The 25405-nt window shown below is 72.0% G+C and carries 3 protein-coding genes; all 3 read left to right on the top strand.

Annotated elements, in window-relative coordinates:
* The first annotated feature begins 34 nt into the window (after window positions 1-34).
* The 3 genes from ACIRHA_RS25925 to ACIRHA_RS25935 are packed head-to-tail and all read left to right on the top strand — an operon-like array spanning window position 35 to window position 25374.
* Window positions 35-253: an MbtH family protein gene (locus ACIRHA_RS25925; protein WP_403850318.1), complete on the top strand. Its 219-nt coding sequence runs from the start codon at window positions 35-37 to the stop codon at window positions 251-253.
* Between the two features lie 36 nt (window positions 254-289).
* Window positions 290-5299: an amino acid adenylation domain-containing protein gene (locus ACIRHA_RS25930; protein WP_403850321.1), complete on the top strand. Its 5010-nt coding sequence runs from the start codon at window positions 290-292 to the stop codon at window positions 5297-5299.
* Entirely contained in the window at window positions 5296-25374 is a 20079-nt protein-coding gene (locus ACIRHA_RS25935) for an amino acid adenylation domain-containing protein (protein WP_403850324.1), read from the top strand. The genes ACIRHA_RS25930 and ACIRHA_RS25935 overlap by 4 nt, the downstream gene beginning before the upstream one ends.
* Window positions 25375-25405: the final 31 nt, after the last annotated feature.

The following is a 25405-nucleotide window of genomic DNA, read 5'->3' on the forward strand; positions in this document are numbered from 1 at the left end:
CAACCGACATGCACAGACGAACCGAGGAGTCGACATGACCACCGAGCAGACCGACGGCCGCGTTCACCGCGTGGTGCTCAACGACGAGGAGCAGTACTCGATCTGGGCCGCCGGGCGCGAGCTTCCGGCCGGCTGGCGCGCCGAGGGCACCGAGGGCACGCGCGAGGAGTGCCTCGCCCGGATCGCCGAGGTGTGGACCGACATGAGGCCGCTCAGCCTGCGGCAGCGCATGGACGAGTCCACCGCGGCCTGACGCCGCCCTACACCCAGGTCTCTGACAGGAGTAACCGTGAACGCCGAACTGCTGCCGGAACGCTTCGCCGAGCAGGCGTTCCGTACGCCGCACGCGGTCGCCGTCGTCGACGGCGACCGGGCGGTGACGTACGAGGAGCTGGACCGTGCGGCCCTCCGCATGGCCCGCTGCCTGCGGGACCTGGGTGCGGGCCCCGAGACGCTGGTCGGCGTCAGCCTGCCGCGGGGCGTCGAACTCGTGGTGACCCTGCTGGCGGTCTGGCGGGCCGGAGCGGGCTACGTCCCGCTCGACCCCGGCCAGCCGCCCGCCCGCCTTTCGGGACTCGTCCGGGGCTCAGGCGCCCGCCTTGTCGTGGCGGGCCCCGACCTCGAGGGCGCTGTCCGGGACGCCGGGGCCCGGCGCATCGGGCCCGACGAGGCCCCCGCCGCGGCGCAGGACAGCGCCCCGCTCACCGCGGCCGGGCCCGACAACGTGGCCTACGCCATCTTCACCTCGGGCTCGACCGGCAGGCCGAAGGCCGTCGTGGTCACCCACGGCGGCATCGCGAACCGTGTCGCCTGGACCGTGGAGCGGCACGCGCTCGGGGCCGAGGACCGTGTCGTACAGAAGACCACCATCGGCTTCGACGCGGCGGGCTGGGAGATCTTCGCGCCGCTCGTCAGCGGTGGCACCGTGGTGCTCGCCCCCGAAGGGGCCGAGCGGGATCCGGCCGTGCTGCTGCGCGCGGTCGCCGACTACCGCGTGACCGTGCTGCAGGTCGTGCCCTCCGTGCTGCGGCTGCTCGTCGACGAGGGCGACTGGAGCGGCTGCGGTCCGCTGCGGCTGCTCTTCTCGGCCGGCGAACCGTTGCACGCCGAACTCGTGGCCCGGCTGCGCGAGAAGGCCGGCGCGGACCTGGAGGTCTGGAACACCTACGGTCCGACCGAGTGCTCCATCGACATCACGGCCCAGCCGGTCGCCCCCGACCTGCTCACCGGGCCCGTCCCGATCGGGCGCCCCATCCCCGGCATGCGGGTGCTGGTCCTCGACGCGGCCGGCGCCCCGGTGCCGATCGGCGTCCCCGGCGAGCTGTACGCCGGCGGCGTCGGCGTCGCCCGCGGCTACGCGGGCCGCCCCGACCTGACCGCCGAGCGCTTCGTCCCCGACCCGTACTCCACCGAGCCGGGCGCCCGCCTCTACCGCACCGGTGACCAGGTGCGCTGGCGCGCCGACCGCACTCTGGAGTACCTCGGCCGCCTCGATCAGCAGGTCAAGGTGAACGGCGTCCGTATCGAGCCCGGCGAGATCGAGGCCGCACTCGGCGCGCATCCCTCGGTCACCGGCGCGGTGGTCCTCCCGTACGCGGTCGAGGACGGCGCCAAGCGACTCGCCGCCCATCTCACGGTGAGCGCCCCGCTGGACATCACCGAACTGCGCGGCTTCCTCGCCGAGAGCCTGCCGGACAGCCATGTCCCCTCGTTCTTCCGCACCCTCGACGCCTTCCCGCTGACCGCCAACGGCAAGGTCGACCGGGCCATGCTGCCCACGCCCGACGAGATCGTGGCCGCCGAGCAGCCCGCGTTCACGGCCCCGCGCGACGCGGCCGAAGAGCTCGTCGCACGGGTCTGGGCGGAGCTCCTCGGGCTCGACCGGGTCGGCGCACTCGACGACTTCTTCGCGCTCGGCGGCACCTCACTGCAACTGACCCGGCTGGCCGCGCGACTGCGCGCCGCGTCGGGCGAGAAGATCTCGCTGCGCGGACTGTTCGCGGCCACCACCGTCGAGGCCCAGGCCGCACTGGTCGCCGCGCCGGCCGCGGCCGGCGCGGACGAGCCGGTGATCCGCCCGGTCCCGCGCGACGGTGAGCTTCCGCTGTCCTCGGGCCAGCGCCGGCTGTGGTTCCTGGACCGGATGCACCCCGGCAGCCCCGAGTGGGTCGCCCCGCTCTTCCTGCGGCTGCCCGGCACGCTGCCCGCCGCGACCGTGCGGCGCGCCCTTGAGGAGCTGCGCAACCGCCACGAGCCGTTGCGCACCCGCTACCTCGACATCGGCGGCGAGCCGCGCCAGGTCATCGACGCACCCGGCACCGGGAGCGTCGCACTGCGGGTCGTGGACACCGGCAGGGACGGTGTGTCCGCCCTCTTCGGCGAGCAGTTCGAGCGGGGCTTCGACCTGGCCGAGGGGCCGCTGTGGCGGGCGCTGCTCGCCCGGGTCGAGGGCGAGGACCACCTGGTACTGCTGACGATGCACCACATCACCTGCGACGGCTGGTCCACGGTCGTCCTGGAGCGCGAACTGCGGGAGCTGTGCGCGGCGTACGCGTCCGGCCGCGAGCCGCGACCGGCGCCGCTCACCGTCCAGTACGCGGACTACGGGGCCTGGCAGAGCACCCACCTCACCGAGGACCTCATCGAGGGCGAGCTCAACCACTGGCTGGCCGCACTCGACGGCATCGCCCCGGTCGACCTGCCCGTCGACCGCCCCCGCCCCGCCGTCCGCGATCCGCGCGGCGCGGTCGTGCCCTTCCGGATCGCGCCCGAACTGGCGCGAAACCTCGCGGAGTTGGGCCGGGCCCATGGCGCCACGCCCTTCATGACGCTCCTCACCGCGTATGCCGCGCTGGTCGCCCGCTACAGCGGCCAGTGGGACATCCCCGTCGGTACCCCCGTCGCGGGACGCACCCGCCCGGAGACCGAGGGCATGATCGGCTTCTTCCTCAACTCCCTGGTCGTACGGTGCGGTCTCACCGCCGACATGGGGTTCACCGAGGCACTCGGCCGGGTCAGGGACGCCGCCCGCGCGGCCTTCGTCCACCAGGAGCTCCCCTTCGAGCGCCTCGTCGACGAGATGCAGCCCGCGCGCGACCTCTCCAGGACCCCCCTCTACCAGGTCGCGTTCGACCTGCACAGCGAGGGAACGACCAGCGTCGTCACCCAGGACGAGGACCTGGCGGCGTTCACCGCCGCCTGGCAGGTGGCGAAGACCGACCTGTCGCTGTTCATGCGGCAGACCTCCGACGGAGCCCTGGACGGCGTGCTCGAATACGCCACCTCGCTCTTCGACCGGTCCACCGTCCAGCGCATGACGAGCCACTTCCTGACCCTCCTGGAGCAGGTCGCGGCCCACCCCGACACCCCGCTCGGCGCCGTGGACCTGCTCTCCGCCGAGGAGCGGCGCCTGCTCCTCACGGACTGGAACGACACGGCGTACGAAGCCGCCACCGGCCCCGCGACGGTCCCCGAACTCTTCGAGGAGCAGGCCCGCACCGCCCCGGAGCGCACCGCGCTCACCTTCGGCGCCGAGACCCGCTCGTACGGCGAACTCGACGCCCGGGCCAACCAGTTGGCGCACCACCTGCGCGCCCTCGGGGCCGGCCCCGAATCGCGTGTCGCCGTCCTCCTCGACCGGGGGCCCGCCCTGATCACCGCCCTGCTCGCGGTGTGGAAGGCGGGCGGCGCCTACGTCCCCATCGACCCGTCGTACCCCGCCGACCGCATCGCCTCGATGTGCGAGAGCGCCGGCGCCCGGATCGCGCTCACGTCATCGGTGTACGGGAGCCGCTTCCCCGAGTCCGCCGGGCTCGTCCTCGTCGATGCGGACAACGATGCGGACAACCCGGCCCTCGCCACGGCGCCCGCCACCGCCCCCGTGCGGACCGACGACCCCGACCGCCTCGCCTACGTCATCTTCACCTCGGGCTCCACCGGCAGGCCCAAGGGAGTCGAGGTCACCCATCGCGGACTCGCCAACCACGTCTCCTGGGCAGCCCGCGAGCTGGCCGGACAGGACTACGGCGGGGCGGCACTCTTCTCCTCGGTCGCCTTCGACCTCGTCGTCCCCAACCTGTGGGCGCCGCTGGTCACGGGACAGCGGCTGTTCCTGCTCGACCAGGACACCGACATGTCCGAGCTGGGCAAACGCCTCGCCGAGGCCGAGCCCTTCAGCTTCGTCAAGCTCACCCCCGGACATCTGGACATCCTTTCGGTGCAGCTCACCGCCGCACAGGCCGGCGCACTCGCCCCCGTCCTGGTCGTGGCGGGCGAGCCGTTCACCCGGGCCACTTTGGAGCGCTGGCGCGAACTCGCCCCCGACATCCGGCTGATCAACGAGTACGGGCCGACGGAGGCCTCCGTCGGCACCTCCGTCCACGAGGTGCCGGCCGAGGGGAGCGCGCCCATCCCTCAGGTGCTGCCCATCGGACGGCCGCTGCCCAACATGACGATGTACGTGCTCGACGAGGCCATGCGCCCGGTGCCGGTCGGTGTCACCGGCGAGCTTTACGTCGGCGGCACCGGCGTGGCACGCGGCTATGCGGGCCGCCCCGACCTGACCGCCGAGCGCTTCGTGCCCGACCCGTACGGCACGCCCGGCGCCCGGCTCTACCGCACCGGCGACCTGGCCCGGCGGCTGCCGGACGGAGACGTGGAGTTCGTCGGCCGGATCGACGACCAGGTCAAGATCCGTGGCTACCGCGTCGAACTCGGCGAGATCCAGGCCGTACTGGCCGCGCATCCAGCTGTGCGTGAAGCGGCCGTCACCGTCCACCGGCTCGAGAACGGCGAGCCTCGGCTCGCCGGCTACGTGGTGTGGACCGACCCCGAAGCCACCGGGGCGGACCTCGCCGCGCACTGCGCGGCGCGACTGCCCGAATACATGATCCCGGCCACCTTCACCGCACTCGACGCGGTCCCGGTCAACGCCAACGGCAAGGTCGACCGGCGTGCCCTCCCGGCGCCGGACGGGTCCGCCGACGACGGCGGACACATCGCACCGAGCGGACCGGTCGAGGAGCGCATCGGCGAGATCTGGACCGAGCTGCTCGGCGTGCAGGCGGGGGCCCACGACAACTTCTTCCACGTCGGCGGCAATTCGATTCTCGCGATCCGCCTCATCTCGCGCATCCAGCAGGAGTTCGAGATCGACTTCGCGGTCCGCACGGTCTTCGAAGGCCCCACGGTCGCCCAGCTCGCGGCCACCGTCGAAGAGCGCGTCACGGCGGAGGTCGCCGCGCTCTCCGACTCCCACATCGTGCATGACGCAATGCTGACCAAGGAGCACAAGGCATGAGTACCGGTGAGATGGAGAAGCCAGCCGTTCCTGGGGCTGATGCCGACGCCCTGCGCGCCGAGCTGCTGCGCAGCCGTCTCGCCGGACGACGCGGCGCCGGCCCCCGCCGTGCGGAGATCGCCGTCGCGGACCGCGACGCCGCGCTGCCCCTGTCGTACGGGCAGCAGCAGATGTGGTTCCTCAGCCGGCTCGAACCGGACAGCCCCGAATACCTGGTCCCCCTGGTGCTCCGGCTGAACGGCCCCCTGGACACCGAGGCGCTGGGCCGGGCCTGGCAGGGCCTGCTCGACCGGCACGAGATCCTGCGCACCCGGTACGCGCTGAACGGCGACGAGCCCGTCCAGCTGATCGACGAGCCGCGCCCCACCCCGCTGGACCTCACCGGTGCGGCCGACGAGGACCGGGCCAGGGAGCTCGTAGAGGCGGAGCTCGCCCGCCCCTTCGACCTGGGGCGCGACTGGCCCGTGCGGGCCCGGCTGATCCGGCTCTCCGCCGAGGAGCACATCCTCGCGGTCGTCTTCCACCACATCGCCTGCGACGCCTGGTCCACCGGAGTCTTCGGACAGGAGCTCAGCGAGCTGTACGCGGGCGGCGCACTCGCCCCGCTGACCGTCCAGTACGCCGACTACGCGGCCTGGCAGCGCGCCGAGCTGACCGGCGAGGTCATCGGCCGCCACCTCGACTACTGGCGGGGCCAACTCGCGGAACTCACCCCTCTGGAGCTGCCCACCGACCGGCCGCGCCCGGCGGTTCGCGACGGAGCGGGCTCCTCGGTGGCGTTCGGTATCGCGCCGGAGCTCGCCGCGAAGCTGCGCGACGTCGCGCACAGGCACGACGCCACGCTCTTCATGCTCTTCCTCACCGCCTACCAGAGCCTGCTGGCCCGCTACACCGGCCGGGACGACATCGCGGTCGGCACCGTGGTCTCCGGCCGCGGGCGCCCCGAGCTCCAGCAGCTCATCGGCTACGGCATCAACAGCCTGGTCATCCGCGGCGACCTGGCCGGCGATCCCGCCTTCGGCGAGCTGCTCGGCCGGACCCGCTCCACGGTCCTGGACGCGTACGACCACCAGGACCTCGCCTTCGCCCGGCTGGTCGAGGAGCTTCAGCCGGAACGCGACCTGTCGCGTACGCCGCTGTTCCAGGTGTCGTTCACCATGCACGGTGAGCGCGGCTCGGCCTTCGCGTTCCCGGGCATCGAGGCCGCCCCCTTCGAAGGTACGGGCGGTATCGCCAAGTTCGACCTCGACCTCCAGATACGCGAAGGGGAGGACGGCTCGCTCGGTGGCCGGCTGGAGTACGCGACCGCGCTGTTCGAGCGGGCCACGGCCGAGCGGATGGCGGACCATCTGCTGCGGCTCCTGACCGGCATCGCCGACGCACCGCAGGCCCGGCTGTCCGCCCTGGAGATCGTGGGCGAACAAGAGCGTGCGGTCCTGCTCGGCACCACCGGGACCCCCGCGCCGGTGACCCGGCGGGTGCACGAGGTGTTCGAGGAGCAGGTGCTGCGGACACCGGGCAGAGTCGCGGTGTCCTTCGAGGGCGCGGACCTCACCTATGCCGAGGTGAATGCCGAGGCCAATCGGATCGCGCATGCTCTGCTCGCCAGGGGGGTTGGGCCGGAGACGCTGGTCGGGCTGGGTCTGGAGCGGGGGATCGAGCTGATTCCGGCGCTGCTGGGGATCCTGAAGTCGGGTGCGGCGTATCTGCCGTTGGACCCGGCGAATCCGGCGGACCGCCTGTCCTACATCGTCGGTGACGCGAAGGCGCCGGTGGTGGTCACCACGGCGGCCCACGCGGATCTCTTCGATGTCGAGGTGCTGCTCCTCGACACGGACGCGGAACTGATCGGGGCGCAGCCGTCCTCGAATCCGGTGGTGGCGGGCAGTCCGGAGAACCTGATCTACACGATCTATACGTCGGGTTCGACGGGTCGGCCGAAGGGTGTGGCGCTGACGCACTCGAATGTGGTGCGGCTGCTTGAACGCGGGCAGGAGCACTATGCGTTCGACGAGACGGATGTGTGGCCGCTGTTCCACAGCTACGCGTTCGATGTGTCGGTGTGGGAGATGTGGGGCGCGCTGCTGCACGGTGGCCGGCTCGTCGTGGTCCCGTACGCCGTCACCCGCTCGCCCGAGGACTTCCTCGACCTGCTCGTCACGGAGAAGGCGACGGTCCTCAACCAGACGCCTTCCGCCTTCCGTTCCCTGATCGGCGCCGAGGCGGACCTGTCCCTGCGCGCGGTCGTGTTCGCCGGAGAGAGGCTCGAGGTCTCCGAACTGCGGCCGTGGGTCGACCGGTTCGGCCTGGACGACATCGCGCTGGTGAACATGTACGGGATCACCGAGACCACCGTCCACACCACCTACCACCGCCTGACCGAGTCCGACCTGGACCCGCGGGCGGGCAACCCCGTCGGTCACCCCCTCGCGGATCTGCACGTCCATCTCCTGGACACGTACGGCCAGTTGGTCCCGATCGGTGTCGCCGGTGAGATCCATGTCGGTGGGCCGGGCGTGGCCCGTGGATATCTGGGCCGTCCCGGGCTGACGGCCGAGCGGTTCGTGCCGAACCCGTACGGGCCCGCGGGCTCGCGGCTCTACAAGAGCGGGGACCTGGCGCGCCGGCTTCCCGACGGGAGCCTGGAGTTCCTCGGGCGGGCCGATGACCAGGTGAAGATCCGCGGCTTCCGTATCGAGCTCGGTGAGATCGAGACCGCGCTCGCCGCCCACCCGCACGTCCGCGACGCGGTCGTCCTCGTACGCGAGGACACCCCCGGCGACAAGCGCCTCATCGCCTATGTGACACCGGCGGACGAGCAGGCCCCGGCCCCCGCCGAACTTCGCTCACTCCTCGGCGGCTCGCTGCCCGAGTACATGATTCCGTCGGCCTTCGTCGCCCTCGACCGGCTGCCGCTGACCACCAACGGCAAGCTCGACAAGCGCGCCCTGCCGGCCCCCGGCCAGGACGCCCTCGGCGGCGGCGCCCACGTCGCCCCCCGCACCGTCACCGAGGAGCGCATCGCCGAGGTCTGGGCCGAGGTGCTCGGCCTCGACCGGGTCGGTGTGGAGGACGGCTTCTTCGAGCTCGGCGGCCACTCCATCCGTGCCGTCAGCCTGGTCGGCAGGCTGCGTGCGGCCGGCTACGACCTCGCCGTACGCGACATCTTCGAGTACCGCACGGTCGCCCGGATCGCCGAGCTGGTCACCGGGCGCCCGGCACCGGCCGGCACGGACCACAGGGTCGAACCGTTCTCGCTCGTCCCGGCCGAGGACCGGACCCTGCTGCCCGAGGGCCTGGCGGACGCGTATCCGCTCTCCCAGGTCCAGCTCGGCATGGTCGTCGAAATGCTCACGGACGACGGGAAGCACCCGTACCACAACGTCACCTCCTTCCGGATCCGCGACGATGTGCCCTTCTCGCTTCCGGCGCTGCGCCGGGCCGCCGCCGTCGTCGTCGACCGCCACGAGGCGCTGCGCACCTCCGTCGACCTCACCGGCTGCTCCGTGCCGATGCAGCTCGTGCACGCAACGGCCGAGATGCCGGTCGGCGCCCGCGACCTCTCGCACCTCAATGAGGAAGAACTCCTGTCGTCCCTACGGGAGTTCACCGCGAGGGAGCGCGCCGAGCTGTTCGACCTCTCGGCGCCGCCCCTGCTGCGGCTGCACGCCCACCAGGCCGGTGACGGCAGTTGGTGGATCACCAACACCGAGTGCCACGCCATCCTCGACGGCTGGAGCCACCACTCCCTGCTGATGGAGGTCCTGGAGGAGTACGGCCACCTCCGCGACGGCCGGGAGCCGGCCGAACGCCCCGTGCCCACCGCCCGCTTCGCCGACTTCATCGCCGCCGAGCTCGACACACTGGCCTCGGACGAGGCACGCACCTACTGGCGGACGGTCGTCGACGGCCACGCCCGGCTGACCGTGCCCGCCGCGTGGACCGGCGATCCGGACGCCGCGGGGACGCCGTACCGCGTCCCGGTGCCCTTCCACGACCTGGAGGACCGGCTGCGGAGCCTGGCCGCCAAGGCCGGCGCATCACTCAAGGCGGTGCTGCACGCCGCACACCTGAAGACGCTCAGCATGCTCACGGAGGAGGACCGCTTCTTCAGCGGCCTCGTGTGCAATGCCAGGCCCGAGGTGCTCGGCGCCGACCGGGTGTACGGCATGCACCTGAACACGCTGCCCTTCGGTTACGACCGTACGGCGGGCACCTGGCGCGAGTTGGTCGCCGCGGTCTTCGCCCGCGAGATCGAGCTGTGGCCGCACCGCACCTTCCCGATGCCGGTCATCCAGCGTGAACTCGCCGACGGCGAGCGGCTGATCGACATGCGCTTCAGTTACCACGACTTCGACCAGGTCGACCGGGAACAGGTCGACTACCTCGCGAGCATCGACGACAGCCCCACCGAGTTCCCGCTCGGCGTGTCCGCCCGCGTCGGCCATCTGGTCCTCACCGCGTCCCCGCGCGCCCTGAGCCGGGCCGGCACCGACCGTCTCGCGGCGATGCTCCGGCTCGTCCTGGAGGCGATGGCGGCGGACTCCGAGGGCGACGCGCAGGCCGCGTATCTGCCGGCCGAGGACCTTGAGCGCCAGCTCGTCGAGTGGAACGACACGGCGTTCGAGGCGGAGACGTCTTCCGTGCTGGAGCGCTTCGAGGCGCAGGTGGCCGAGACGCCCGGCGCGGTGGCGGTGCGGCACGAGGGCGGTGTGCTCTCGTACGGCGAACTGGACGCGCGGGCCAATCAGTTGGCGCACCATCTGCGGGATTTGGGTGTGGGCGTCGAGTCGCGGGTTCTTGTGCGGTTGGACCGGGGTCCGGATCTGATCGCGGCGCTGCTCGCGGTGTGGAAGGCGGGTGGCGCGTACGTTCCGGTCGACCCGTCGTATCCGGCCGAGCGGGTGGAGGCGATGCGGGAGGCCGCCGGGGCGCGGGTGACGGTGACACCGGAGACCTTCGGGAATCTCGCGGCGTGGCCCACGACCGCTCCGGTCCGTGCCGATGACCTGGACCGTCTCGCGTACGTCATCTTCACCTCCGGTTCGACCGGAAAGCCCAAGGGTGTCGAGGTTCCGCACCGGGGTCTGGCCAACCATGTGGCTTGGGCTGCAAGGGAGTTGGCCGGGCAGGGGTCCGGTGGTGCGCCGTTGTTCTCCTCGGTCGCCTTCGACCTGGTGGTCCCCAACCTGTGGGCGCCGCTGGTCACCGGCCAGTCGGTGCACACCGTCGGCCAGGACGTGGACATGGCCGACCTCGGTGCGCACCTGGTCGCTTCGGGCCCGTACAGCTTCGTCAAGCTGACCCCGGGACATCTGGACATCCTGGCGCAGCAGTTGACGCCGGCGCAGGCGAGTGGTCTGGCTCCGGTGCTGGTGGTGGCGGGTGAGGCGTTCACGCGGGCGACGCTGGAGCGGTGGCGTGAACTGGCCCCGCGGACAAGGCTGGTCAATGAGTACGGGCCGACCGAGGCCTCCGTCGGCACCAGCGTCTTCCCGGTGCCGCAGGACATCGGCGCCGAGGTCCTGCCGATCGGCCGTCCGCTGCCGAACATGGCGATGTATGTCCTGGACGCGGCCCTGCAACCGGTCCCGGTCGGCGTCAGCGGCGAGCTCTACGTCGGCGGCACCGGGGTGGCGCGCGGCTATGCGGGCCGCCCGGACCTGACGGCTGAGCGGTTCGTGCCGAACCCGTACGGCATCGAGCCGGGCGCCCGCCTCTACCGCACCGGTGATCTCGTACGTCAACTCGCCGACGGCAACATCGAGTTCCTGGGCCGGCTGGACGACCAGGTCAAGATCCGTGGGTTCCGGATCGAACTCGGCGAGGTCCAGGCCGTCCTCGCCGGCCATCCCGAGGTCCGCGACGCCTTCGTCACCACCATGGACGGCGAGCTAGCCGCCTACTACGCTCCCGCCCCCGCAGCCACCCCCGAGCAGCTCCGCGAGCACCTCGCGGCCCGCCTGCCCGACTACATGATCCCGGCCACCCTGACCGCCCTCGACGCACTGCCGCTGAACGCCAACGGCAAAGTCGACCGCAAGGCCCTCCCCACCCCCGACGGGGCTTCTGCCGAAGACGACCGCCGGGTGGCTCCCCGTACCGAGGTCGAGGAGCGGGTCGCCGCGGTCTGGCGCCGCGTCCTGGAGCGGGAACTCGTCGGTGTCGAGGACGACTTCTTCGAGATCGGCGGACACTCCATCCGCGCGGTCGCCCTGGTCGGCGCGCTGCGAGGCGACGGCTTCGACATCGGGGTGCGCGACGTCTTCGAGTACCGCACCGTGGCCGCTCTCGCCGAGCTGCTCACGGGACGCCCCGCGCCCGACGGGGCCGCCGCGCCCGTCCGGCCCTTCGCCCTGGTGCCCGCGGCCGACCGGGACCGGCTGCCCGCCGCGCTCGACGACGCCTACCCGCTGTCGCTGGTGCAGACCGGCATGGTGGTCGAGATGCTCGCCGAGGACGGCGGCAACAAGTACCACAACGTCAGTCTCTTCAGGATCCGCGACGGCCACGCCTTCGACGTGACGGCGCTGCGCGCGGCGGCCCGCACGGTCACCGCGCGGCACGACATCCTGCGTACCTCCGTCGAGCTGACCGCCCACTCCGTGCCCATGCAGTACGTGCACACCCACGCCGAGGTCCCGGTGACCGTCCGCGATCTGCGGGCGCTCGACGTGGACGCCAGGGAGCGGGCCGTCGCCGCCTTCCGCGCCGAGGAGCGGTCCCGGCTCTTCGAGCTGTCGGCCGCCCCGCTGCTGCGCATCGCCGCGCTGAGGGAGGACGAGGAGTCCTGGCAGTTCGTCCTCACCCAGCCGCACATGGTCACCGAAGGCTGGAGCCACCACTCCCTGCTGATGGAACTCCTCGACTGCTACCGGCAGTTCAGGGACGAAGGGCAGCCCTCGCCCTTCGAGGCGCCGTCCGTCCGGTACGCCGACTTCATCGCGGGTGAACGGGAGTCGCTCGAATCAGCCGATGACCGTGCGTTCTGGCAGCGGACCGTCGACAGCAATGCCCCCTTCACGCTGCCCGCGGGCTGGGCGGACGCCCCCGGTACCCCTCGTACCGTGACACGGGCGCGCGTCGCCCTCAGCGGTGTCGAGCGCCGGCTGCGGGCCCTGGCCGCCACGGCCCGGGTCTCGTACAAGAGCGTGCTGCACGCGGCCCATCTGAAGGTCATGAGCCAGCTCACCGACGAGGAGCGCTTCCACACCGGCATCGTCGCGCACGGCAGGCCCGAGGCGCTCGGCGCCGAGCGGGTCCACGGAATGCACCTCAACACGCTGCCGCACCCGACGGACCGCACCGCCGGCACCTGGCGCGAGCTGGTCCAGCAGACCTTCGCCCGGGAAGCGGCGACCTGGCCGCACCGGCGCTACCCGCTGCCCGCCGTGCAGCGGCTCGCCGGTGGCGAGCGGTTGATCGACGTGGTCTTCAACTACCTGGACTTCCACCAGGTCGACACCGAGCGGGTCGACTTCAAGGAGGCCGTGCACGACGCGTCCACCGAGTTCGGGCTGCACGTCTCCGTGCTCGGCGGACATCTCGGCCTCAGCAGCCACTCCGAGGCCCTGAGCCAGCACTCCGTCGAGCGGCTCGCCGGGCTCTACGAGGCCGTGCTGGAGGCGATGGCGGCGAACCCGGACGGGGACGCCTCGGCCACGTATCTGCCGTCGCCCGAACGGGAGTTGCTGCCCGGCACCGCGGCTGCGGCCCCCGCGCTGCAAGGCACCGTCCCCGGGCTCTTCGCCGCCCAGGTGGCGCGCACCCCGGACGGCATCGCCCTCGCCCACGAAGGGACCGAGCTGACCTTCGCCGGGCTCGACGCGCGGGCCAACCGGCTCGCGCACCACCTCGCGGGCCTCGGAGTGGGCCCGGAGACGATCGTCGGCATCTCGATGGACCGCGGCCCGGACCTGGTGACCGGCATCCTCGGCATCCTCAAGGCGGGCGGCGCCTATCTGCCGCTCGACCCCGCCTACCCGGCCGACCGTCTCGCCCACATGATCGGCGACTCGGCGACCCGGGTCGTCCTCACCCAGCAGCACATCGTCGGGACGCTCCCCGGGCACGGGGCGCACACCGTCGTCGTCGACGCCCCGGACACGGTGGCAGCCGTCGCCGCGCAGCCGGCCACCGCGCCCGAGGTGACACTCGGCGCCGACAGCGCCGCGTACGTCATCTACACCTCCGGCTCCACCGGAAAGCCCAAGGGCGTCGTCGTCACCCACGCGGGCACCGGCAACCTCGGTGCGGGCATGGCCGCCCGGATCGGGATCGAACCCGGCAGCCGGGTGCTGCAGTTCGCCTCGATCAGCTTCGACGCGGCCTTCGCCGAACTCGCCCAGACCCTGCTGACCGGCGCCACGCTGGTCCTCGCTCCGGCCGAGCGGCTGATGCCGGGCCCGGAGCTGACGGCGCTCACGCACGAGCAGCGGGTCACCCATCTCACCCTGCCCCCGACGGCCCTCTCCGTACTGCCCGTCGAGGGCGGGCTCCCGGCCGGCGCGACCCTGCTCGTCGCCGGTGAGGCCTGCCCGCCCGACACGGTCGCGGCCTGGTCCGCGGGCCGCGTCATGATCAATGCGTACGGGCCCACCGAGACGACCGTCTGCGCCACCATGAGCAGCCCCCTGAACGGCGCCGTCTTCGCGCCCATCGGCCGGCCGATGCCCGCCTTCACGGCCCATGTCCTGGACGCCCGGATGCACCCCGTGCCCGCCGGAGTCCCCGGTGAGCTGTACCTCGGCGGCATCGGGGTGGCCCGCGGCTACCTGGGCCGGCCCGCCCTGACCGCCGAGCGGTTCGTGCCCGACCCGTACGGCGCGGCCGGCTCACGCCTCTACCGCACCGGGGACTCGGCGCTGGTGCTGCCGGACGGCGAGCTGCACTTCATCGGCCGCATCGACACCCAGGTCAAGCTACGCGGCTTCCGCATCGAGCTCGGCGAGATCGAGGCGCTGCTGCTCACCCACCCGGAGGTCCGCGAAGCGGTCGCAGCGGTCCGCGAGGACGTGCCCGGCAGCCGTACCCTCGCCGCGTACTACGTGCCCGAGGCCGGCGCCGCTCCCGAGCCCGGCGCACTGCGCGAGCTGCTCACCGCCGCGCTGCCGGAGTACATGGTGCCGGCCTCCTTCACCGCGCTGGACGCCCTCCCGCTCAGCGCCAACGGAAAGACCGACCGGCGCGCCCTGCCCGCCCCGGACCGCTCGGCACACGCCGCCGCCGAGGCGTACACCGCCCCGCGCACCCCCGTGGAGGAGCGCATCGCCGGGGTGTGGCGCGAGGTGCTCGGAGTCGAGCGGGTCGGTGTGCACGACGGGTTCTTCGACCTCGGCGGCGACTCCATCCGGGCCGTGACCCTGATCGGCGCGCTGCGCGCCGCCGGCTTCGACACCGGAGTCCGCGAGGTCTTCGAGGCGCGCACGGTCGCCGCACTCGCCGAACTCCTCACCGGCCGGCCCGCGCCCGCGGACGCCACCTGGGCCGCACCCTTCGCGCAGGTCCCCGCGGCGGACCGGAACCTGCTGCCCGCCGGGCTCGCGGACGCCTATCCGCTGTCCCAGGTGCAGACCGGCATGGTCGTCGAAATGCTCGCCGACGGGGAGCGGACCAAGTACCACAACGTCAGCGTGAACCGGATCCGCGACGGTGTCGCCTTCTCGCCCGAAGCGCTGCGCGAGGCCGCCGACATCGTGGTGGCGCGGCACGAGGTGCTGCGCACCTCTTTCGAACTGACCGCCCACTCCGTACCGATGCAGCTCGTGCACAGCGCCGCGGAGGTCCCGGTACGCGTCATCGATCTGCGCGGCCTCGACACCGCGGCCCGCGACGAGGCGATCGGCGCCCATGTGGCCGCCGAACACGCCGACCACTTCGAGCTGACCCGTGCCCCGCTGCTGCGGGTCGCCGCGCTCGTGGAGAGCGAGGAGGCCTGGCATCTCGCCCTCACCGAGTCGCACGCCATCACCGAAGGGTGGAGCTACCACGCCCTGATGATGGAGCTCCTGGACGTGTACGCCGCCCTGCGCGACGGGCACCGGCCGGAGCTCCGCCCGCTGCCCGAGGTGCGCTTCGCGGACTTCATCGCGGCCGAACTGGCCTGCCTGCACAGCCCGGACACCCGAGAGCACTGGCAGCGGACCCTCGACGCGTACACCGCCTTCGAGCTGCCGGCCGGCTGGGGCGCGGATCCCGCCACGCCTCGTGAGCCGTACCGGCTGCGCGTGCCGCTGAGCGACCTGGAGCCGGGCCTCAGGTCGCTGGCCACCGCGTCCAGGGTCTCGCTCAAGGCCGTGCTGCACGCCGCACACCTGAAGGTGCTGAGCCAGCTCACGGCGGCGGAGCACTTCCACGCGGGCCTGGTCAGCGACACCCGCCCGGAGGCGGCCGGCGCCGACCGGGTGCTCGGGATGTACGTCAACACGCTGCCGTTCGGCTACGACCGGGGCGCCGCCACCTGGCGCGAACTGGTCAGGCAGGTCTTCGACCGCGAGGTCGCCCTGTGGCCGCACCGGCAGTTCCCGCTCCCCGAACTGCAGCGGCAGGCGGGCGGCCACCGGCTGGTCGACGTGGTCTTCAACTACCAGGACTTCCACCAGGTCGACACCGATCTGGTCGATGTCACGGCGGGCGTCGGCGCGGGCGGCATCGAGTTCGGCCTGGCCGTCACGACCCTGGCGGGACACCTCAACGTCAAGACCGACACGCACAGCCTCAGCCGTGCCAACGCCGAACGTCTCGCCGCGATGTACCGCGCGGTCCTGGAGTCGATGGCCGCGGGACCCGAGGGCGACGCCCGCGAGGTGTACCTGCCGGCGGGGGAGCGGGAACTCCAGCTCACCGACTGGCTCGTCGAGGGGACGGAACCCGACGACCGGACCGAGCCGGTGGCGCACCGGGTGCACGAGGTGTTCGAGCGGCAGGCCGCGCGGACCCCCGACGCGGTCGCCGTGACCTTCGACGGCCACCACCTCACGTACGCCGAACTCGACACCCGCGCCAACCGCATCGCTCAGCTGCTGCGCGCCAAGGGCGTCGGCCCCGAGACGCTGGTCGGCGTCAGCCTCGAACGCGGCACCGACCTGGTGGCGTCGCTCCTGGCGGTCCTCAAGGCGGGCGGCGCGTATCTGCCGCTCGACCCCACCTATCCGGCGGACCGCCTCGCCCACATCGTCGAGGACGCAGGCGCCCCGGTGGTCCTCAGTACCTCCGCGCTCGGCGCCCACTTCGAGGGCGAGCCGATCCTCCTGGACCGCGACGCGGAGCTGATCGACGCCCAGCCGGGGACCGCCCCCGCGGTGGCCGGCAGCCCCGAGAACCTCGTGTACGTCATCTACACCTCGGGCTCGACGGGCCGCCCCAAGGGCGTGGCCCTGTCCCACGCGAACGTCCTGCGGCTGTTCACCGTGACCGAGGACCGGTTCGGCTTCGGAGCCGAGGACGTGTGGACGCTGTTCCACAGCTACGCCTTCGACTTCTCGGTGTGGGAGCTGTGGGGCGCGCTGCTGCACGGCGGCCGGCTCGTGGTCGTACCGCAGGACACCGCCCGCTCGCCCGAGGACTTCCTCGACCTGCTGGTGCGCGAGCGGGTGACGGTGCTCAACCAGACGCCGTCCGCGTTCCGTTCGCTGGTCGGCGCGGCCAGGGACGGCGACCCGCGCATCGACCGGCTCGCGCTGCGGGCGGTCGTCCTCGGCGGCGAGAAACTGGAGGTCGCCGAGTTGGTGCCGTGGGCCGAACGGGTCGGTCTTGACGGCACCGCGCTGGTGAACATGTACGGGATCACCGAGACGACCGTCCATGTCACCCACCACCGGCTGACCGGGGGAGACCTGGCGGAGCCCTCGCGCAGCCCGGTCGGCGCCCCGCTCGGCGATCTGCGGGTGTGCCTGCTCGACCGGGACGGCCGGATCGTGCCGCTCGGAGTCCCCGGCGAGATCCACGTCGGCGGTCCCGGAGTGGCCCGCGGCTACCTGGGCCGTCCCGAGCTGACGGCCGACCGGTTCGTGCCCGACCCGTACGGTCCCGAAGGCGCCCGGCTCTACCGGGCGGGCGACCTCGCGCGGCGGCTGGCCGACGGCAGCCTGGAGTTCCTCGGCCGGATCGACGACCAGGTCAAGATCCGCGGCTTCCGCATCGAACTCGGTGAGATATCCGCCGCGTTGGGCGCCCACCCGCAGGTCAGGGACGCGGTCGTCGTCGTACGCGAGGACACCCCCGGCGACAAGCGCCTCGTCGCCTACTTCGTCGCCACGGGCGAGGAGCCCCCCGCGCGCGGCGAACTCCGCCCCTACCTGGCCGCGACGCTCCCGGACCACATGGTCCCGGCGGCGTACGTGCCCATCGAGCGGATCCCGCTGAACGCCAACGGGAAGCTCAACCTCCGTGCCCTGCCCGCGCCTTCGGACAGCGCACTCGACTCCGGCGAGGCGTACACCGCACCCCGCGGTGCCGTGCAGACGCGGCTCGCCGAGATCTGGTGCGAGGTGCTCGGCACCCGGCGCGCCGGAGCGGAGAGCAGCTTCTTCGACCTCGGCGGTGACTCCATCCGGGCCGTCGCACTGGTCGGCGCGATGCGCGCGGCGGGCTTCGACGTCGCCGTCCGTGAGGTCTTCGAACTACGCACGATCGCCGCGATCGCGGGGCTCCTGGAGGGCCGCGAAGCAACAACGGACGGGGAGAACAAGGTGCAACCGTACGAGCTGATCCCGGCGGCGGACCGCGGAAAGCTGCCCGAGGGCATCACCGACGCGTATCCGCTGTCCCAGATCCAGGCCGGCATGGTCGTCGAGCTGCTGGCCGACGAGAGCCGCGGCAACTACCACAATGTGACCTCGTTCCGGATCACGGACGACGCGCCGTTCACACCCGCCGCGTTCGAGGCGGCCATACGGACCGTCGTCGACCGGCACGAGGTGCTGCGCACCTCCGTCGCCGCCGCCGGATACTCCGTGCCGCTCCAGATCGTCCATGCCCGGGTCGACACCCCGGTCACCGTGACGGACCTCCGCGACACCGACGCGGCGGGACTGGAGGCGGCTCTGCGCGCCCATGTCTCCGCGGAGCGCGGCAAGCTCTTCGACCTGGCCGCCGCCCCGCTGCTGCGGACCGCGGCGCACATCGAGAGCGAGTCCGCCTGGTGGCTCTCGCTCACCGAGTCGCACATCATCCTGGAGGGCTGGAGCCACGCCTCACTGGTGATGGAACTCCTCTCCGCCTACCGGGAGTTCAGGGACACCGGCGAAGCGGCCCCGTACGAGCGGCCGTCCGTCAGGTACGCCGACTTCATCGCCGGTGAGGTGGAGGCGCTCGCCTCGGCCGAGGACCGCGCGTACTGGAAGGGCATCGTCGAGGAGCACGCCAAGTTCGAACTTCCCGCCGGCTGGGGCGAGAGCCCCGAGAAGCCGCGCGAGGGCAACCGCGTCGTCGTCGGCTTCGAGGACCTGGCCGAGCGGCTGCGCGCGCTTGCTTCCGAGACCGGCACCTCGCTGAAGAGCGTCCTGCACGCCGCACACCTGAAGACGCTCAGCCAGCTCACCGGCGAGCAGGCCTTCCACTCGGGCCTGGTGAACCACGCCCGCCCCGAGGCGGCGGGCGCCGACCGGGTGCTCGGGATGCACCTCAACTCCCTGCCGTTCGCCCACGAGCGCGGCGCCCGCACCTGGCGCGAGCTGATCGGGCAGGTCTTCGCCCGCGAACTGGAGGTCTGGGCGCACCGCCGCTTCCCGCTCCCGGAGATCCAGCGGGAGGCGCGCGGCGGCCGGCTGATCGATGTGCTGTTCAACTTCGTCGACTTCCACCAGGTCGACGACGACCTCGTCGACTCGGGCGTACGGATCAGCGAGACGCCCACCGAGTTCAGCCTCTCCGTGCACGCCACCGGCAAGAACATCGTCCTCAGCACCAACACCCACGTGCTGAGCAGGGCGCACGCGGAGCGTCTCGCCGGGATGTACCGGGCCGTCCTGGAGGCGATGGCCGCGGACGCCGACGGGGACGCCCAGGCGGCCAGGCTGCCCGCGGGCGAGCGCGAGCGACTGCTCGGGGAGCGGACCACCGAGGCGGCCGAGCCGGTGACCCGCCGGGTGCACGAGGTGTTCGAGGAGCAGGCGGCGCGGACCCCGGAGGGCATCGCGGTGACCTTCGAGGGCGCGGACCTCACCTATGCCGAGGTGAACGCGCGGGCGAACCGGATCGCGCATGCTCTGCTCGCCAGGGGTGTTGGCCCGGAGACGCTGGTCGGGCTGGGTCTGGAGCGGGGGATCGAGCTGATTCCGGCGCTGTTGGGGATCCTGAAGTCGGGTGCGGCGTATCTGCCGTTGGACCCGGCGAACCCGGCGGACCGTATCGCGTACATCGTCGAGGACGCGAAGGCGCCGGTGGTGGTCACCACGGCGGCCCACGCGGATCTCTTCGATGTCGAGGTGCTGCTCCTCGACACGGACGCGGAGCTGATCGGGGCGCAGCCGTCGTCGAATCCGGTGGTGGCGGGCAGTCCGGAGAATCTGATCTACACGATCTATACGTCGGGTTCGACGGGTCGGCCGAAGGGTGTGGCGCTGACGCACTCGAATGTGGTGCGGCTGCTTGAACGCGGGCAGGAGCACTACGCGTTCGACGAGACGGATGTGTGGCCGCTGTTCCACAGCTACGCGTTCGATGTGTCGGTGTGGGAGATGTGGGGCGCGCTGCTGCACGGTGGCCGGCTCGTCGTGGTCCCGTATGCCGTCACCCGCTCGCCCGAGGACTTCCTCGACCTGCTCGTCACGGAAGAGGTGACGGTCCTCAACCAGACCCCCTCGGCCTTCCGCGGCCTGGTCGCCGCGGCGGCCGACGGCGATCCGCGCATCAAGCAACTCGCGCTGCGGGCGGTGGTCTTCGCAGGCGAGAAGCTGGAGATCCAGGAACTCAAGCCGTGGACGGACCGGCTGGGCCTGGCCCGCACCGCGCTGGTGAACATGTACGGGATCACCGAGACCACCGTCCACACCACCTACCACCGCCTCACCAAGAAGGATCTGGACCCGCGGGCGGGCAACGCCATCGGCCGGCCGCTCGCCGACCTCCAGGTCCATCTGCTCGACGGCGAAGGCGACCTGACGCCGATCGGTGTCGCCGGTGAGATCCATGTCGGTGGGCCGGGTGTGGCCCGTGGATATCTGGGCCGTCCCGGGCTGACGGCCGAGCGGTTCGTGCCGGACCCGTACGGGCCCGCGGGCTCGCGGCTCTACAAGAGCGGGGACCTGGCGCGCCGACTTCCCGACGGGAGCCTGGAGTTCCTCGGGCGGGCCGACGACCAGGTGAAGATCCGTGGCTTCCGTATCGAGCTCGGTGAGATCGAGACCGCGCTCGCCGCCCACCCGCACGTCCGCGACGCGGTCGTCGTCGTACGCGAGGACACCCCCGGCGACAAGCGCCTCATCGCGTACGTCGTCGCCATCGGCCAACAGTCGCTGGAGCTGGGTGAGTTGAGGGCCCACCTGGGCGCCGCCCTGCCCGAGTACATGATTCCGTCGGCCTTCGTCGCCCTCGACCGGCTGCCGCTGACCACCAACGGCAAGCTCGACAAGCGCGCCCTGCCGGCCCCCGACCAGGGAACCGTGCTCGCCGCGGACCAGGCGTACGTCGCTCCGCGCACCGTCGAGGAGCAGCGCATCGCCGACGCCTGGACCGAGGTCCTCGGTGTGGAGCGGGTCGGTGTCCAGGACAGCTTCTTCGACCTCGGCGGGGACTCCATCAGGGCGCTCTCCCTGGTCGGCGCGTTGCGGGAGGCCGGATTCGATCTCGCCGTACGCGACGTCCTGGAGTGCCTGACGGTCGCCGCGCTCGCCGAGCTGGCGACCGGCCGCCCCGCCCCGGCGGGCGGGGTGCGAAGCGTCGAGCCGTTCACCCTCCTTCCCGCCGAGGACGCGGCTCTGCTGCCCGAGGGCCTCACCGATGCGTATCCGCTCTCCCAGGCGCAGCTCGGCATGGTCATCGAGATGCAGCGCGGCGACGGCCGGAACACGTACCACAACGTCTTCTCCATGCGGATCAGGGACGAGGTCGCCTTCGACGCCGACGCGCTGCGGCAGGCCGTGGCGCTGATCGTCGGGCGGCACGAGGTGCTCCGTACCTCGGTCGACCTCTCCACGTACTCGGTGCCGATGCAGCTGGTGCACGCCGACGCGGAGATCCCCGTGCGGACCCGCGACCTGAGCGGCCTCGACCGGGCCGGGATCGACCGTGCGGTGCGGCAGTTCACCACCGAGGAGCGGGCCGACGTCTTCGACCTCGGGCGGGCGCCGCTGCTGCGGATCGCCGCGCACATCGAGGAGACCGGCGCGTGGTGGCTCGCGATCACCGAGTGCCATGTGGTGATGGAGGGCTGGAGCACCTTCACCCTCGTCATGGAGGTCCTGGACGCCTACCGGCAGATCAGGGACACGGGCAGGGCCGAGCCCTACGTGGCGCCGGCCGTGCGCTACGCGGACTTCATCGCGGCCGAACTCGCCTCCCTCGACTCCCCGCAGGACCGGGCCTACTGGAAGGACATCGTCACCGGGCACCCCCGGCTGACCCTCCCGGAGGCCTGGGCCGACGCGCCGGACGCCCCGCGCGCCCAGTCCCGCAGCCAGGTCGTCTTCACCGATCTGGAGCAGGGCCTGCGCGGCCTGGCCGCCGACGCCCGCGCCTCACTGAAGAGCGTGCTGCACGCCGCGCACCTGAAGGTGATGAGCCAGCTCACCGCGGAGGAGTCCTTCTTCACCGGCCTGGTGTGCAACGCCAGGCCCGAGGCGAGGGGCGCCGACCGGGTGTACGGAATGCACCTGAACACGCTGCCCTTCGCGCACGACCGCTCGGCCGGCACCTGGCGCGAGCTGACGGAGCAGGTCTTCGCCCGCGAGGTCGAGCTCTGGTCCCACCGCTCCTTCCCGATGCCCGAGATCCAGCGCGAACTCGGCGACGGGCAACGCCTGATCGACATCCCGTTCTCCTACCAGGACTTCCACCAGGTCGACGAGAAGCTGATCGACACCGGGGCGACGGTGGGCGAGGGAGCCCTCGAATTCGGCCTGCGGGTCTCGGTCCTGTCCGGTCACATCAACCTCTCCGCGAACAACCTGGTGATGAGCCAGACCGCCCTCGACCGGCTCGGCACGGTCTACCGCTCCGTGCTGGAGGCGATGGCGGCGGACCCGAAGGGCGACGCGCGGGCCTCCTTCCTCCCGGAGGGGGAGCGGCAGCGGATCCTCGTCGAGTGGAACGACACGGCGTTCGAGGCGGAGACGTCTTCCGTGCTGGAGCGCTTCGAGGCGCAGGTGGCCGAGACGCCCGGCGCGGTGGCGGTGCGGCACGAGGGCGGTGTGCTCTCGTACGGCGAACTGGACGCGCGGGCCAATCAGTTGGCGCATCATCTGCGGGATTTGGGTGTGGGCGTCGAGTCGCGGGTGCTTGTGCGGTTGGACCGGGGTCCGGATCTGATCGCGGCGCTGCTCGCGGTGTGGAAGGCGGGTGGTGCGTACGTTCCGGTCGACCTGTCGTATCCGGCCGAGCGGGTGGCGGCGATGCGGGAGGCCGCGCAGGCGCCGGTGGAGGTGACACCGGAGACCTTCGGGAATCTCGCGGCGTGGCCCACGACCGCTCCGGAGCGCACCGAGGACCTGGACCGTCTCGCGTACGTCATCTTCACCTCCGGTTCGACCGGAAAGCCCAAGGGTGTCGAGGTTCCGCACCGGGGTCTGGCCAACCATGTGGCCTGGGCGGCACGGGAGTTGGCCGCGCAGGGGTCCGGTGGTGCGCCGTTGTTCTCCTCGGTCGCCTTCGATCTGGTGGTCCCCAATCTGTGGGCGCCGCTGGTCACCGGCCAGTCGGTGCACACCGTCGGGCAGGAGACGGGTCTCGCGGATCTGGGTGAGCGGCTGCTGGCCCACGCCCCGTACAGCTTCGTCAAGCTCACCCCGGGACATCTGGACGTGTTGGCGCAGCAGTTGACGCCGGCGCAGGCGAGTGGTCTGGCTCCGGTGCTGGTGGTGGCGGGTGAGGCGTTCACGCGGGCGACGCTGGAGCGGTGGCGTGAACTGGCCCCGCAGGTCCGGCTGGTCAACGAGTACGGGCCGACCGAGGCCTCCGTCGGCACCAGCGTCTTCCCGGTGCCGCAGGACATCGGCGCCGAGGTCCTGCCGATCGGCCGTCCGCTGCCGAACATGGCGATGTATGTCCTGGACGCGGCCCTGCAACCGGTCCCGGTCGGTGTCAGCGGGGAGCTCTATGTCGGTGGCACCGGGGTGGCGCGCGGTTACGCGGGCCGTCCGGACCTGACGGCCGAGCGGTTCGTGCCGAACCCGTACGGCATCGAGCCGGGCGCCCGCCTCTACCGCACCGGCGATCTGGTGCGCCAACTCGCCGACGGCAACGTCGAGTTCCTGGGCCGGCTGGACGACCAGGTCAAGATCCGCGGGTTCCGTATCGAACTCGGCGAGGTCCAGGCCGTCCTCGCCGGCCACCCCGAGGTCCGCGACGCCTTCGTCACCACCATGGACACGGCGGCCGGCGACAGGGAACTCGCCGCCTACTACGCCCCCGCGATCGCCACTCCGGAGTCCCTCCGTGAGCACCTCGCGGCCCGCCTGCCCGACTACATGATCCCGGCCACCCTGACCGCCCTCGACGCACTGCCGCTGAACGCCAACGGCAAGGTCGACCGCAGGGCACTGCCCACCCCCGACCGCGCGTCCGGCACTCAGGAGAAGGAGTTCCAGGCACCGCGGACGGACACCGAGAAGGCGCTTGCCGCGATCTGGTCGGAGCTGCTCGGTATCGAACGCATCGCGGCGGACGACAACTTCTTCGGCCTCGGCGGGCACTCGATGCTGATCATCAAGGTGATGGCGGCCGCCCGCAAGCAGCGGCTGCCCATCTCGCTGCGCATGCTGTACGAGACCGAGAGCCTGGCCGAACTGGCCGCCGCGGTCGACGCCCAGGCGGCCAAGACCCAGCCGAAGACCCAGCCGAAGGCCCAGGCCAGGACCCAGCCGAAGTCCACGGTTCAGCAGCTCCCCGGGGTGTCCGATGGGCACGTCCCAGGTGCTGTGATCGCGCGGATCCGGGACGGTGAACTCGCCGGGGTGCAGGCCTACGGCGTGCTGACGGCAGGCGGCACCGAAGCCGTCACCCCGCAGACGCTGTTCCAGGCCGGCTCGATCAGCAAGCTCGTCACCGCACTCGGCGTGCTGCGCCTGGTCGACCGGGGGCGCCTCGACCTCGACACGGACGTGAACACGTACCTCACGTCCTGGCAGGTCACCGACGAGTTCGGCACCCCCGCCGAGGTCACCCCGCGCCAGCTGCTCGGCCACCGCTCGGGTCTCACCGTGGTCGCCAACGCCGGCTACCGGCCCGGCGAGACGATGCCCACCGTGCTCGACCTGCTGGGCGGCCGTCCGCCGGTGGACACCCCGCCGGTCCGCGCCGAACGGCCGCCGGGCGGCACCTTCGAGCTGGCGAACACCAACTACTCCGTGATCCAGCAGCTGTTGGAGGACATCAGCGGACAGCCCTTCGCCGCACTGATGCGGGAGCTGGTCCTCGAACCGCTGCGCATGACCTCCAGCAGCTTCGAACAGGACTTCCCGGGGACCTCGGGGCGCCCGGCCGCCACCGGACACGACAGCGAGGGGCGGCCGGTGGACGGCGGCTGGCGGGTCCGCCCGCAGCTGGCCTCATCCGGACTGTGGTCCACGGCCGGTGACCTCGCCAAGGTCGCCGTCGAGCTGCGCCGCGCCCACCGCGGTGAGGCCTACGCCGTACTGTCCCGGCCGCTGGCCGAGCAGATGCTGACTCCGGGGGAGGGCGGCTTCTACGGTCTGGGCGCCGTCGTCGACGGCCGCGCGCCCGACCTCGACGCCGGCCACGGCGGAGAGCCGTACGGCTACCGGAACATGCTGATCGTCAACACCGGCACGGGCTCCGGCTTCGTGGCCCTGACCAACGGTGAATCCGGCCGCGAGGTCCTCAAGTCCGTCGCCGCCTCGCTCCGCGAACAGGACGGCGCCTTCGGCACCGGCCGGATGGCCGCTGACTGGTCCAACTGACGCTCCCCACCTGCCCTCTGGAAGGACACAC

This window comes from Streptomyces sp. NPDC102360 (assembly GCF_044766085.1).
In the GTDB taxonomy this organism is placed as follows: Bacteria; Actinomycetota; Actinomycetes; order Streptomycetales; family Streptomycetaceae; genus Streptomyces.

What these genes read in the sequence shown, in the direction of transcription:
- ACIRHA_RS25925 (WP_403850318.1), top strand. Translation starts at nt 35, where the DNA reads ATGACCACCGAGCAGACCGACGGCCGCGTTCACCGCGTGGTGCTCAAC.
- ACIRHA_RS25935 (WP_403850324.1), top strand. Translation starts at nt 5,296, where the DNA reads ATGAGTACCGGTGAGATGGAGAAGCCAGCCGTTCCTGGGGCTGATGCC.